The sequence below is a fragment of the Pseudomonas sp. GW823-FHT02C02 genome, assembly GCF_058797635.1.
This window is the reverse complement of record NZ_JBXAJV010000013.1, coordinates 142,113-155,350: the sequence shown is the minus strand read 5'-3', so window position 1 is coordinate 155,350 and position 13,238 is coordinate 142,113. Positions and strand designations below refer to the sequence as shown.

The following is a 13,238-nucleotide window of genomic DNA, read 5'->3' as shown; positions in this document are numbered from 1 at the left end:
ACTGAATTGTTAAAAACTCTTAAGAGTATGAAAGATCACTGAAAACCGGCCCTCGATGCCGGTTTTTGCTGCCCGTCATCACCGTCCCGTCACCGATTGGCGCCATAATGCCGCCCACTTCTCACAAGGGTTGGCAGACGGTCGTTATGGATAACCTGGGTTTTGGCAAAGTATTGCTGGTGGAAGACGACGAGAAGCTCGCCGGGCTGATCGCGCATTTCCTGTCCCAACATGGCTTTGAGGTCCGCCAGGTTCACCGCGGCGACCTCGCGTTGGCCGAGTTCCTCGAATTCAAACCGAAAATCGTCGTGCTCGACCTGATGCTGCCGGGGCAGAGCGGCCTGCATGTGTGCCGCGAGATCCGCAGCGTGTCCGACACGCCGATCGTCATCCTGACGGCCAAGGAAGATGACCTCGATCACATCCTCGGCCTGGAGTCCGGTGCCGACGACTACGTGATCAAACCAATCAAACCGCCTGTATTGCTGGCCCGCCTGCGTGCGTTGCAACGGCGTCAGGCGCCGGACAGCGGCGTGTGCAGTGCCCTGGAGTTCGGCAACCTGAGCATCGACCGCAGCTGTCGCGAAGTGCGGTTGGCGGGGGAGGTCATCGAAATGACCACCATGGAATTCGAACTGCTGTGGTTGCTGGCCAGCGCTGCCGGCAAGGTTCTGTCCCGCGACGACATCCTCAACCGCATGCGCGGTATTGCGTTTGACGGCCTCAACCGCAGTGTCGACGTCTACATCAGCAAATTGCGCGGCAAGCTCAAGGACAACCCGCGCGAACCGGTGTGCATCAAGACCATCTGGGGCAAGGGTTACCTGTTCAATCCGTTTGCGTGGGAGCTGTAAATGCTGCGGTTATTTCTTGGGCTGTTTCTGGTGATGACGGTCGGCCTGGTACTGGGGTTGCAAACGGTCGAGCGCACGTTCGATGCGCTTCTCGATGATCAGATGCAGAGCTACAACCGCGAGGCGGTGCGTGGCCAGGCCTGGTCGCTGGCCGAGCAATTACGCGATCTGGACGGGTCGGACCGGGAGCGCGAACTGGAAGCGGTGCGCCCGCATTATGGCTTGGGCCTGACGCTGGTCGAGAGCCGTCAACTGTCCCTGACCGATCAGGAGAAAGCCGAGTTGGCCCAAGGGCTGCTGGTGATCCGTGACAAGTACACGCAGTTCATCTCGCGCATTGACGAGGGTTCGCAGTTGCTCAGCATCAAGCTGCCGGCCGAGCCCAGTCTGATGCCGTTCTACATTGCCGCGGCGTATCTGATGATCGCGGTGATGATCGGTTTTGTGTTGATGTTCTGGGTACGCCCGCATTGGCGAGATCTGGAGAAACTGCGCCTGGCGGCCGAACGTTTTGGCGATAACGACCTGTCGTCGCGGATCCAGCTGTCCAAACGCTCGAATATTCGTGACCTGGCCGAGCACTTCAACCTGATGGCGGCGCGCATCGAAGGCTTGATCGCCAATCAGCGCGAACTGACAAACGCGGTGTCCCACGAGTTGCGCACGCCGATTGCCCGGCTGTCATTCGAACTCGATCAGCTCAAGCAACAACCCGATCCGACCCAGAACCTCGAACTGATTGCCGACATGTACGCCGACCTGGGCGAGCTGGAAGAAATGGTTTCCGAGCTGCTGACCTACGCCAGCCTTGAGCGCGGCGCTACGGTCATCAGCCGGGAAAACATCCAGGCCAACAGTTGGCTGGACAGCGTGGTCGGCAGCGTGGCCCTTGAGGCTGAGGCTGCCGGGGTGCAGTTGTTGATTGTCGAGTGTCAGGTCGATGAGGTTCGCATTGAGCCACGCTTTATGGCCCGGGCGGTGATCAACCTGCTGCGCAATGCCATTCGTTATGCCGATGAGCGGGTGGAAGTGTCGTTGGTCCGTACCGGTGATCACTACGAAGTGCGGGTCAACGATGATGGGCCGGGTGTGCCGGTGGACGGGCGCGAGAAAATTTTCGAACCGTTCTCGCGCCTGGACGCCAGCCGTGATCGCCGCACAGGTGGGTTTGGTTTGGGGTTGGCGTTGGTGCGGCGGGTGTCGCAATCCCATGGCGGGCAGGTGGAAGTGGGGGATTCGCCTTGGGGTGGGGCGTCGTTTCGCATGACGTGGGCGCATCTGGATTGATTGCGTTGATCTCACCGGCCCCATCGCGAGCAGGCTCACTCCCACAGGGGAATGCATTCCAAGTGTAGGAGTGAGCCTGCTCGCGATGGGGCCATCCGCACCACCGAAGAGCTAAAAGGTGTACACCACCTGCCCACCCACCGAAGTCTCCCACAGGGGAATGCATTCCAAGTGTGGGAGCGAGCCTGCTCGCGATGGGGCCATCCGCACCACCGAAGAGCTAAAAGGTGTACACGACCTGCCCACCCACCGAAGTCTCCCACAAGGGAATGCATTCCAAGTGTAGGAGTGAGCCTGCTCGCGATGGGGCCATCCGCAACACCGGATCGTTAAAAGGTGTACACGACCTGCCCAGCCAAAGAGGTCTGCATGCGCCGCTCGACAATCGGACTGTCGGCGGCATCACCTGCCAGATACTGCGCGGCCAGCACCGTCGACACACTCCACTGATCATCAATCGGCATCGACCAGCTCAACTCCGCCCCTCGACTCACCAAACCTCCGCGAGTGTCATGCGCCCTGAACCGGCTGCGCGAAGCCTGCGCCGCACTGACGCCATACCAGGTGCGCACGTAATGGCTGTCGCCAAACTGACTGTTCAGGCTGCCCACGACCTTGCCGTAGTCACCCTCATAAAACGGTGCGCTGATGCTCAGCTTCAGGCGATTCCAGGATGAACCGGTGTCGTGATCGTCATCGTCCTTTTCCAGCGCATGCTCGAAACGGGCCCCGAGAATGATCGGGCCCATGTGGTAAGTGCCGTCCAGACCCAACGCCGGCCGCGACTTGATCGAGCCCATGCCGTTGAGCTCGTCCGAGCCTTTGAACCCGCTCTTGCGATCCTTGCGCACATCGCTCGCGCCGATGTACACGCTCAGGCCGAAGTCGTCCTCATCAAAAGCCCAGCCCAAACCCTTTTCCGTGTCCAGAAAGAGGCCATAGGGGCTGATAACCTTGGCGCCCAGCAGCGGCGCCACTACGCGCTCGTCGCTGCCGCTGTACCGCGGCGCGCTGGCGGCACCGGCGCGCAAGGTGTATTGCCAGTCTTCAGCGCGTAATGAGTCGGTGGGAAGCAGCAGGCAAAACGAAGTCAACGACAGACACATCGAACGTAACATGGGAGCACCCGAGGGGAGGTTGGATGCGCCCATGCTAGGCGGCCGCCGGGCGGCAATCTTTGAGAGCTTTGTCGGGAAACTGTCAAAGACTGTGAAGCGGCTTTAGCGGCTCAAACCCAGGCGCTCATGCCATTGGGCGATGGACTCCTCGGGATAGACGTCGAATTGCTGGTCTGCAGGATGCGCCTCGACTTCCACCCACGGCGCCTTGGAGCCGAGCATCAAGTGCGTGTGTTCCGGTGGCACCGGCAATGGCGTGTCGATGGCCGAGGCAAACGGGTGGATCAGCTCCGGCCACTCAGGGCTGAACAGCCACAAACCTGATCCGCAAAGGCTGCAGAAATGCCGTTCGGCGCTGCTGCTGTGGGCGCGTTTGTCGCCTTCGTCCTTGAGTCGTGCATGATAAATCGCGATGTGCTTGCGGCCGCGGACTTTCAGGCTGGCGGCATCACCGGCAATATTGATCGAGTAACCGCCACCGCCCTGAGTCTTGCGGCAGATCGAGCAGTAGCAACGCTGATAAGGATAGGGGTGGGCGCTGGTCAAACTGAACGACACAGCGCTGCAATGGCAGGAACCTTCGAGCTGCATGGGAACCTCCGACAAGGGTTGGGTTTACCCCAGACAGCCTAGACCGTCAGCGGACGTCGACCGGCACCAGAATCGCATCACCGGTCGCCACCAGCTTCAGCTGGTCGCCGGTTTGCGCGAACAACTCGGCGCGGGCAAACACCTGCTTTTTGCCGGCCTTCACCACCCGGCCCCTCACGATGAACACTTCGCCAATGGCGGGTGCCAGGCAGTTGACCGAAAAATGTGAAGCCAGCACGTTGCCGGCAACCGTCCCGGCGGCGAATCCGCAGGCCGTGTCGAGCAGCGCGCCGATCAGGCCGGCGTGCAGAAAGCCTGCGTATTGCGCCATGTCGGCCTCGCGAAAAGCCAGGGTCAGCTCGGCTTCACCGCTCGCGGCTGCGGTCACTTCGAAGCCTGCCCAGCGGTTGAAGGCTGAGGTTGAATTGATGTGTTTGAGTGCGTCGAGCATGTCGAATCCCTCCGGTTGAGACACCAACATGCGCCGGGTTTTGGGGGATGTCATGGTGGATAAGGGAGGGTGATGGGCCGCAGGATTTGTGGTGAATGTGCCGCCTTCGCGAGCAGGCTCGCTCCTACAGTTGAAATGCATTCCCCTGTAGGAGTGAGCCTGCTCGCGAAGAACGATAGCGCGGTCCCGCTGGACGCCCACCCATGCCCAAGGCAGCATGGTCGCCTTCATCACCGGGGCTGAATTCATGCGACGACTGCCTTCCTTAGCAGCACTCAGAACCTTCGAATGCGCCGCCCGCCACGCGCATTTCGGCCGGGCCGCCGCCGAGCTGTGCGTCACCGACAGCGCCGTCAGCCATCAGATCCGTCAGCTCGAAGAGCACTTGGGCGTCTCTTTGTTCATCCGCGAAGGTCGGCAAATCCGCCCGACCATGGCCGCGGGGCGATTGATGCAAAGCCTGCAGCACGCCTTCGAACTGATCGGCGAGGCCTGCGATGAATTGCGCGACCCGTCGTCGTTGGCGGTGTTGCGCCTGGCGGTCACCGCCGAGCTGGCGCAAAAGTGGCTGATGAGTCGGCTCACGGACTTCTACGCGCGCTATCCGCACATCACGCTGCACCTCTACGAACAACCGATCGACGCCACGGCGCCGGGGGAGGACATCGACCTGGCGATCACGTATGGAACGGGCCCGGTCGACAGCAGCGCGTACTTCGTCCGTCCCTTGCCGGCGTTGCAATTTTTCCCGGTGTGCAGCCCCGGCCTCTTCAACCAAGGCACCCTGAAAACCCCGAAGGACCTGGCGCGCCATTGCCTGCTGCACGACGATCAGGACGGCAAGACCTGGACCGCCTGGCTCACCAGTCATGCCGGCGATCAGCGTCCCGAACGCCAACTGTATTTCGCCCACGCGGGCCTGGCGCTGGAAGCGGCGGCGCAAGGGCAGGGCGTGGCCATGGGCGACAATCTGACGGTTCAGGAAGACTTGCTCAGCGGTCGTCTGGTCCGGCCATTCACCGCCAGCATGACCGCGCTCGGGCAATATGCACTGGTGTGTGAGCGGGTGCGTCTGGAGCGTCCGGCCGTGGCGCAGATGCTGGAGTGGTTCAACGATCAGCTGATCGATTGATGAGTTGAATTCAAGTATTCCGAAATAATCATCGTTGGCGAGGAGGGCGCCGACGACCTTAGCCTGTGGTCATTCCAATCCCCGCTGATGAGGTCTGACCATGGCACGTTTGCTCGATTCCACCCCGAAACTCGACGGCTTCCGCCTGCCCGGCGAATTCGAAACCAAGGCCGGTTGCTGGCTCGGCTGGCCGGAACGTACTGACGTCTGGCGCAACGGTGCCAAGCCTGCGCAGAAAGTCTGGGTGCAGATCGTCACCGCCATTGCCCAGAGCGAACCCGTGACGGTGTGTGCTTCCGCCGCCCAGTTCGCCACCGCTCGCCGCCAGTTGCCGCCTGAGGTTCGCGTGGTGGAAATGACCTGCAACGACACCTGGTTCCGCGACAGTGGCCCGTGCTTTGTGGTCAACGACGACAGCGGTGAAGTGCGCGGCGTCGACTTCGAGTTCAACGCCTATGGCGGTCTCGACGGCGGGTTGTACTACCCGTGGGACAAGGACGATCAGATCGCCAGCAAGATCCTCGAAATCGAGCGTTTCGACCGTTATCGCGCGCCGTTGATTGCCGAGATGGGCGGGATCCAGAGTGACGGCCAGGGCAGCATCCTCACCACCGAGCAATGCCTACTCAACCGCAATCGCAACCAACATCTGGGCAAGGAAGAAGTGACCCGTCGCCTGACCGATTACCTCGGTGCCGAGCAAATCATCTGGCTGCCACGGGGTTGCAAGTTCGACGAAACCGACGGCCACGTCGACGATCTCGCCTGCTTCGTGCGCCCCGGCGAAGTGGTGCTGCAATGGACCGATAATCGCGATGACCCGCAGTGGGAAATCTATCAAGAGGCCTACGACATTTTGCGCAGCACCCGCGACAGCCGTGGCCACGAGTTGATCGTGCACAAGCTGCCGCAACCGGATGTGCTGGAGTGGACCGCTGAAGAAGCCGAAGGCCTGGACCAGCAAGACAGCACCCATACCCGTCAGGCCGGAACCCAAATCTGCGCGTCGTACATCAACTACTACGCCGGCAACAGCTCGATCGTGGTGCCGCTGTTTGGTGATCGCAACGATCAGGCGGCGCAGGCGACGCTGGCCGAATTGTTCCCGCAGCACACAATTGTCGGCATCGAAAACTCCCGGGAAATCCTCCTCGGTGGCGGCAACGTCGCGTGCATCACCATGCCGCAATACGCCGCCCCCGCCAATAACAGGAAGGGAGTTTAATCATGGGCCTGCACAAACTGACTCAAGCGTTATTGCTGGTGCTTGCACCCATGTGTGTGCAGGCCGCCGACACCGCGAAACCGGTGGTGAACCTGTACATCTGGGGCGAATACCTGGCCCCGGATACCCTGGCCAATTTCGAGAAGAAAACCGGCATCCATGTGGTGGTCGATCACTTCGACTCCCTTGAAACTGCCGAGACCAAACTGCTGACCGGCCGCAGCGGTTATGACCTGGTGCTGACGGCGGGGCAGCACCTGTCCCGGGCAATCCAGAGCGGGGCGATTCAAACACTGAACCTGCAACGGCTGCCGCACTTTGCTGGCGTCGGCGAAGAGTTCCGCCAGCACATGGCGGCGTTCGATCCGGGCAATCGTTATGCCGGGATCTACGCCTGGGGCACTACCGGGGTCGGCTATCAGGAAGAGGCGATCAAACAGCGTTTGCCCGATGCGCCACGGGACAGCTGGGCGATGCTGTTCGACCCGGCCGTGGTGTCGAAATTTGCCGATTGCGGGGTCAGTCTGCTCAACGACCCGAACGAGGTGTTTGCCGCGGTCATGAAGTACATGGGCCTGGACATCAACCGCCAGAACCTCGATGACCTGAAACTGGCCGAACAACAATTGGCGAAGATCCGGCCGTACATCCGCTACTTCGACAATGACCTGAACATCAGCGATCTGGCCAACGGCAATACCTGCGTGGCGATGTCGTGGAACGGCAACGTGGCCATCGCGGCCGGGCAGGCCGAGGCGGCGAACAAACCGTTCAAGCTCAGTTACCGGATACCAAAGGAGGGCACGTTGATCTGGTTTGACGCCATGGTCATTCCCAAGGATGCACCGCACCCCGAGGCCGGGCTGGCGTTGATGGATTACCTGATGACACCCGAAGTGATTGCGCCGATCACGGACACCATTCACTACGCCAATGCGATTACGGCGGCGGATGGGTTGATTGATCCGGCGATTCGTAACGATCCAGGGACGTATCCGTCGGCGCAGGTGAGGGCTTCGTTGTATAGCAAGAATGACAATGGCAAGGCGTTCAACCGGGCGCTGATTCGGGCGTTTACTCGGTTGAAATCCGGGTTGTGATTGGCTTTGGGTGATGGGGTGAGTGTGAAATCGCCATCGCGAGCAGGCTCGCTCTCACAGGGGTTTTGTGAACACTCGAGCTCCAGTGTGGGAGCCAGCCTGCTGGCGATGAACGATGACGCGGTCTACTTGCCGGTCATCCGCCACAAATACCAGGAAGCCACCGTCCGATACGGACGCCACGCCAAGCCAATCTCCACCATCTGCTTACGCGTCGGCTGCACCTCCAGACCCTTCAGCCGGCGATACCCCTCACGCACCCCAAAGTCATCCGCCGGCAAAATATCCGGTCGCTCCAGGCTGTAAATCAGCAGCATCTCGACCGTCCAGCGGCCAACCCCGCGCAAGGTAATCAACCGCTCGATCAGCGCCTCATCGTCCATCGCCAGTGCGGTGGCGTAATCCGGTACGACACCGTCCAGAGCCGCCTGCGCAATCCCTTGAATGGTCGCGATCTTGCCCGCGGAAAACCCGCAACTGCGCAGTGGATCAAAGCCTGTCGCCAGAATCTGCTCAGGCCTTGGAAACGTCGTCGCCGGAAACAACGCCAGCAGCCGGCCGATAATCGCATCCCCGGCCTTGGCGTGCAGTTGCTGATAGGCAATCGCCCGCACCAGCGATTCATAAGGATCGCGAGCTGCGTGGGGCTCATGCAGGCAGGGGCCAACGGCGGCGATGTGGCGCCGCCAGTCGTCATCGATTGATGACAGAAACCCGGTCGCGGGCAGATAGGGATCGGGCATGACGATCAAGCGTTCCCGGCAGGTTTCAGCAGGGCATTGATTTCCCCATACGTGAAGGCCTTGAGGTGGCTGCTGTCGAGTTTGCCAGTTTCCAGAAAACCTTTGGCCAGGGACGCCATGGCGCCATACAGAAATTCGGCGATGCCCGAGCCGGCACTCAGGCGTCGCACGCCGAGTGCTTGCAGCGCTTCAGGCGATGGCAATCCCGGCAACCCGAGCACATTCACCGGCAGCGGTGTGCCCTGGCACAGCGCTGCGATTTCATACTCCGCCGTGACGCCCGCCGCAAACAGCCCGTCAGCCCCCGCCGCCTGATACAACGCGGCACGCTTGAGCGTTTCGGCGACGCGGTCTTCGGCAGGCACCAGGCCCCTTAAGTACACGTCGGTGCGGGCATTGATGAACAGCTTCACCTTGCGCCGATCGGCCACCTGCCGGGCGACTTCGATCTTGCGCACCAGCAGCTCTGGCGCAGTGGCACCGTCCTCGATATTGATCCCCACCGCACCGGCCGCGATTACCGCATCAACGACTTCGGCCACCCGCGTCAGGTCGTCGGAATAACCGGCCTCGATGTCGACGGTCAACGGCACCGAGATCACCCGGGCGATGGACTCGACGGTCGATATCAGGCGTTCGAGGGGCAGGGCATTGCCGTCCGCATATCCATGCGCCCAGGCCACCGCCGCGCTGCTGGTGGCCACGGCCTTGCAGCCCAGTTGCTCGACGATGCGCGCCCCGGTGGCGTCGGCGACGTTGGTCAGAATCAACAAGCCGTCGTGGTGCAGTTGATGAAATCGAGTGTCCATCGAATGTCGTTCCTTATGACGTTTGCAGAAAATCAGGGGATCAGAATGCGAGTTGTCCGGTCAGCTGCACCGCGGCTTTTTCCAGCCGGAGCAAAAACGCCTTGCGCGGTTGCCCTCCACCATAGCCCGTCAACGAGCCGTCTGCACCGATCACCCGGTGGCAGGGCAATACAATCGAAAGACGGTTCTGCCCGTTGGCCAGGCCCACGGCGCGACTGGCGCCGGGCTTGCCCAGTGTTGCGGCGATGGTGCCGTAGGTGCTGGTCTGGCCGTAGGGGATCTTCGCCAGTTCAGCCCAGACCTGCCGCGCAAATTCGCTGCCGGGCAAGTGCAGTGCGACGGTGAATTCAGTGAGTTTTCCGGCGAAATACTGGGTCAGCTCGGCTTCAATCTGCTGCAAATGGGCGTTGTGTCCCGGCGCCACGGCATAGCCATAACGCTTCTGCAGTTCTTCGACTTCCCGGGTCAGTGCTGGTCGATCCAGAAACTCCAGCAGCACCAGCCCACGGCGTTCGGCCATGGCGATCATCGGCCCAAGCGGTGTGGTCAGGCGCGTGAACAACAGCGGCTCGCTGTTGGCCGCGCGGCCCGGCGTGGTGTGAAAGGATTTTTGAAACGCATCGCGAAAACCGCTCAGGGATTCGTAGCCCGAGTCAAACGCCACATTGTCGATGGAATCGCCCTGTTTGATACCGCCCAACGCCATCCCCAGGCGTCGGGTGCGCAGCCAGGCGTGGAAGGTCATGCCGAAATGCTGCTTGAACCAGCGGCGCAGTTTCAGCGGCTCGATGCCCTCTGCCAATAACTGGGCATCGGTCCAGCGCAGGTCGGGATCGTTGTCCACCGATTTGAGCAGCCCCTGCACCCAGTCCGGCGCAATGGCCGCGGCGTCCAGCGGTTTGCAGCGCAGGCAAGCGCGATAGCCCGCCGACATGCACTCATCGGCGTGGGCGAAGAACTCGACGTTCTCCGGCTTGGGCTTGCGCGCCGTGCAACTGGGGCGGCAGAAGATTCCGGTGGTCTTCACGGCAGTAAAGAACACCCCCTCGTAGGCGGTGTCTCGTTCGAGCATGGCGCGAACCATCTCGGCGTGGGGCGGAAGCAAAGCGTTTTGTAGGTTCATGGGCTGAGCATAAGGCGCGTTGGGCGACGTCTCCACCGGAAAATCGACAGGGAATTTCGCTGACTCGTTACAGGGGGGGCGATGCGGTCCCATTCGATTTTCGGTTCGACGTGCGGTGCCATGCACCCGCGACGGGCCGGCCAGTCCCCAATGGCTTTTGTGTCGGCGAATTCCGAAGAGTCTTTGTTATCGACAGGCTCGCGACCAAAACCAACGCACTTTCCCCCCGCTAATGCTTGTGTCGGTGATGAATGTCCGGAAAGTGTGGATGGCTGTGGCGGATCGGCGTGTGCTGATGTTCGTGGCTGTGCGGCTCGGTCCCGTCCCACTCGAACGAATGCTCATGTTGATGATGCTCGTCATGCACGTGCCGATGGCCATGGGTGAGTGCCACGTGCTGATGCTCATGGGCATGATGCTCCCTGAGATGTATCCAGACGCCCAGGCCCATCAGCAGCGACGCAATCCAGAAGGTCAGGGAAACCGTCTCACCGAACAGCAGGAGGGCGATGGCGGCGCCGAGAAAAGGCGCCGTGGAAAAGTAGGCGCCCGTACGTGCAGTGCCCAGCCCGCGCAACGCCAGCACGAACAACACCAGGCTGATGCCGTAGCCGAGGAAGCCGACGATCAACGTCGGCCCGATTACCGTGATGTGCGGCAGTTTTGCCCCCAGCAGCAACGCCAGCGAGCAGTTCACCAACCCTGCGGCCAGCCCCTTGATCCCGGCGATGAACACGGCATCCGAGGCCGACACCTTGCGCGTGAGGTTGTTATCGATCGCCCAACAGGCGCAGGCCAGTGCGACCGCCAGTGGCCCGATCCAGCCTTGTGGCTGAGCCGAATCGTGCGGCCACGCCAGGAGCAATCCACCCGCGACAATGGCCAGCATCCCGGCGACGATGCGTCGGTCTGCATTTTCCTTGAACACGACCCACGCCAACACGGCAGTCAGTACCGCTTCGAGGTTGAGCATCAGCGAGGCCGTGGCGCCGGAGGTCAGGGTCAAACCAAACATCAGCGCCACCGGCCCCAGCACGCCGCCAAACACGATGGCACCGATCAGCCAGGGCCATTCAGACGCTTTCAGGCCGCTGGGCTGCCAGCCCCGGTCGCGGATCAGCCTGACGAGGGTCAAGCCCAGCCCGCTCCCCAGATACAGCAATCCAGCCAGCAGGATCGGCGAGACGTCCAGGCCCAACACCTTGGCCAGCGGCGTACTCGCCCCAAACAGCGCGGCTGCGCTCAGGGCATAGACAACGTTCAGGTTCATTCGAGGCTCGGCGAGTATTGATTAGTGATGCAGCGCAGTTTGAACCTGCGCTGCATCCCGTCAACCCCAGGAACTCATGCCCGACGCGCCATCAACAGCACCGAAGCCGCCGCCGACAACAACCCCGCGCAGCAACGGTTGAATAGCCGCTTGCCCCGGGGCTCGGCAAACCAGCGGCGCATGTGCAGGCCCATGTAGGCGTAGGCGCTGATGGCGATCCATTCCAGCATCAGGAACAACGCGCCGAGCAACGCAAACTGTGGCGTCACGGCGCGGGTCGGGTCGACGAACTGCGGCAGGAATGCAGTGAAGATCAGGATCGCCTTGGGGTTGCCGGCCGCCACCAGAAACTCCTGTCGCGCCAGCGCCAACACGCCGACCGACGCACCCGTCGCGGCTTTTTCGACGCCCGGATCGGCGCGCCACAATTGCCATGCGAGGTAAAACAGATACGCCGCGCCAACGATCTTGATGCCGTAGAACAGCAACTCGGACGTTTGCAGCACCACCGCCAACCCGGCCGATGCCAAGGCAATCATCCCGGCAAACGCCAGCAACCGCCCGATCCCGGCCACGCAGGAGATGCGGTAGCCGTAGCGGGTCGAGTTGCTGACCGACAGCAGATTGTTCGGGCCCGGCGCCATGTTCAGGGCGAAGCAGGCGGGGATAAACAGCGTGAGCGTGGCGAGGTCCATGACAGGTCTCCGGTAACGAGAGCGCTATTTTTATCATGGCCGGCGGGGGGCTTTCCCCGTACAGCGATGGACGCAAGTCGCCGTACACTTTTGTTGTTTGTCGTGAGTGCGCGCCTGCTTATTCAACATGATTTGCGGGCGCTTGTTTAAAACCCGTCGGGTTTACTTCCTGAAAGCTACAAATCCTTGCGCCGTTGCCTACGGCTGCGCCAGAATCCGCCGGCTTGTGCGCCTTGGGCCTGGGCTCTATCGTTTCCGGGTCGCTGCCAATTCAGCGTCCGGATTTGACCGTCCGACTCAATCAAGGCGCACCAGTGCCCAAGAAAAGTTTCCGGCTTTTTTGCGGTGGCTGTGCGCGGGACATCTTCGGGTGTGCCGGATTCCTTGATTTCCGGTCGGTCAACCCGCGTACAGCTGCCACCTTCATTCGTTTGACCGCGAATGGTGGCAGCTCCACTAATCAAGGAGCATCACAATGTTCAAGGCCACACCCAATCCCCCGGGAACCGACGACGTTTCCCCCTACGAATCCGCCGATTCCAAAAAGCTCAACGAAGCCGCCGAGCGAGCGCTCGACTTCCACTTCCCGTCGAATGCCGATATCAAAGCTATCCCGCGAATACGCAGCACCCTGTTTTCCGTAGACCCCGAGGCCTCGGCCGAAACCCTGGCGGTTTATCTGGTCGAGACCCTGGCCTCGGTCGATGTGATGGTCCATCAGTTGGTGGATCATCTGGAGGGTGAATCGCGTTACGCGTTGCTGGGTATATCCAACAGCATCATGACGGCGGAGATCACGGCGAACCGGGTGTTGGATAAGATTGATCTGCCCAAGTAGGT

At 61.3% G+C, this 13,238-nt stretch carries 14 protein-coding genes; 6 read left to right on the top strand and 8 right to left on the bottom strand.

Annotated elements, in window-relative coordinates:
• Positions 1-146: 146 nt before the first annotated feature.
• The gene (locus tag AC1ROI_RS22325; protein WP_102595519.1) at positions 147-854 is read left to right on the top strand and encodes a response regulator; all 708 of its coding nucleotides are present in this window, start codon (positions 147-149) and stop codon (positions 852-854) included.
• Positions 855-2,141: an ATP-binding protein gene (locus AC1ROI_RS22320; RefSeq protein ID WP_102599717.1), complete on the top strand. Its 1,287-nt coding sequence runs from the start codon at positions 855-857 to the stop codon at positions 2,139-2,141.
• Between the two features lie 329 nt (positions 2,142-2,470).
• On the opposite strand, the gene AC1ROI_RS22315 is transcribed toward AC1ROI_RS22320, so the two are convergent.
• The 3 genes from AC1ROI_RS22315 to AC1ROI_RS22305 form a co-directional block, all read right to left on the bottom strand.
• Complete coding sequence (locus tag AC1ROI_RS22315) at positions 2,471-3,259, bottom strand: MipA/OmpV family protein (RefSeq protein WP_102594374.1); 789 nt, start codon at positions 3,257-3,259, stop codon at positions 2,471-2,473.
• Positions 3,260-3,361: 102 nt separating this feature from the next.
• Positions 3,362-3,850: a GFA family protein gene (locus AC1ROI_RS22310; protein ID WP_010459717.1), complete on the bottom strand. Its 489-nt coding sequence runs from the start codon at positions 3,848-3,850 to the stop codon at positions 3,362-3,364.
• A 46-nt stretch (positions 3,851-3,896) separates the two neighbouring features.
• Complete coding sequence (locus tag AC1ROI_RS22305; protein ID WP_256580120.1) at positions 3,897-4,550, bottom strand: PaaI family thioesterase; 654 nt, start codon at positions 4,548-4,550, stop codon at positions 3,897-3,899.
• Here AC1ROI_RS22305 and AC1ROI_RS22300 point away from each other — a divergent pair.
• The 3 genes from AC1ROI_RS22300 (at position 4,549) to AC1ROI_RS22290 (ending at position 7,758) form a co-directional block, all read left to right on the top strand.
• Complete coding sequence (locus tag AC1ROI_RS22300) at positions 4,549-5,433, top strand: LysR substrate-binding domain-containing protein (protein WP_102594396.1); 885 nt, start codon at positions 4,549-4,551, stop codon at positions 5,431-5,433. The genes AC1ROI_RS22305 and AC1ROI_RS22300 overlap by 2 nt on opposite strands.
• A 100-nt stretch (positions 5,434-5,533) precedes the next feature.
• Complete coding sequence (gene aguA / locus AC1ROI_RS22295; protein WP_102594376.1) at positions 5,534-6,658, top strand: agmatine deiminase; 1,125 nt, start codon at positions 5,534-5,536, stop codon at positions 6,656-6,658.
• Between the two features lie 2 nt (positions 6,659-6,660).
• On the top strand, positions 6,661-7,758 hold the full coding sequence (locus AC1ROI_RS22290) for an extracellular solute-binding protein (RefSeq protein WP_077750491.1): 1,098 nt from the start codon (positions 6,661-6,663) through the stop codon (positions 7,756-7,758).
• Positions 7,759-7,883: 125 nt separating this feature from the next.
• Here AC1ROI_RS22290 and AC1ROI_RS22285 read toward each other — a convergent pair whose 3' ends face one another.
• The 5 genes from AC1ROI_RS22285 to AC1ROI_RS22265 form a co-directional block, all read right to left on the bottom strand.
• Positions 7,884-8,501: a DNA-3-methyladenine glycosylase family protein gene (locus AC1ROI_RS22285; RefSeq protein WP_010459727.1), complete on the bottom strand. Its 618-nt coding sequence runs from the start codon at positions 8,499-8,501 to the stop codon at positions 7,884-7,886.
• A gap of 5 nt (positions 8,502-8,506) precedes the next feature.
• Positions 8,507-9,310: an isocitrate lyase/PEP mutase family protein gene (locus AC1ROI_RS22280; RefSeq protein WP_102594377.1), complete on the bottom strand. Its 804-nt coding sequence runs from the start codon at positions 9,308-9,310 to the stop codon at positions 8,507-8,509.
• A gap of 40 nt (positions 9,311-9,350) precedes the next feature.
• On the bottom strand, positions 9,351-10,433 hold the full coding sequence (locus AC1ROI_RS22275; protein WP_102594378.1) for a bifunctional transcriptional activator/DNA repair enzyme AdaA: 1,083 nt from the start codon (positions 10,431-10,433) through the stop codon (positions 9,351-9,353).
• Positions 10,434-10,662: 229 nt separating this feature from the next.
• Positions 10,663-11,703, bottom strand: coding sequence for a DMT family transporter (locus AC1ROI_RS22270; RefSeq protein ID WP_102594379.1), 1,041 nt, complete (start codon positions 11,701-11,703; stop codon positions 10,663-10,665).
• A 74-nt stretch (positions 11,704-11,777) separates the two neighbouring features.
• Complete coding sequence (locus tag AC1ROI_RS22265) at positions 11,778-12,398, bottom strand: LysE family translocator (RefSeq protein ID WP_010459735.1); 621 nt, start codon at positions 12,396-12,398, stop codon at positions 11,778-11,780.
• Between the two features lie 475 nt (positions 12,399-12,873).
• On the opposite strand from AC1ROI_RS22265, the gene AC1ROI_RS22260 reads away from it, so the two are divergent.
• On the top strand, positions 12,874-13,236 hold the full coding sequence (locus AC1ROI_RS22260; RefSeq protein ID WP_010459737.1) for a DUF6124 family protein: 363 nt from the start codon (positions 12,874-12,876) through the stop codon (positions 13,234-13,236).
• The last annotated feature ends 2 nt before the right edge of the window (positions 13,237-13,238 follow it).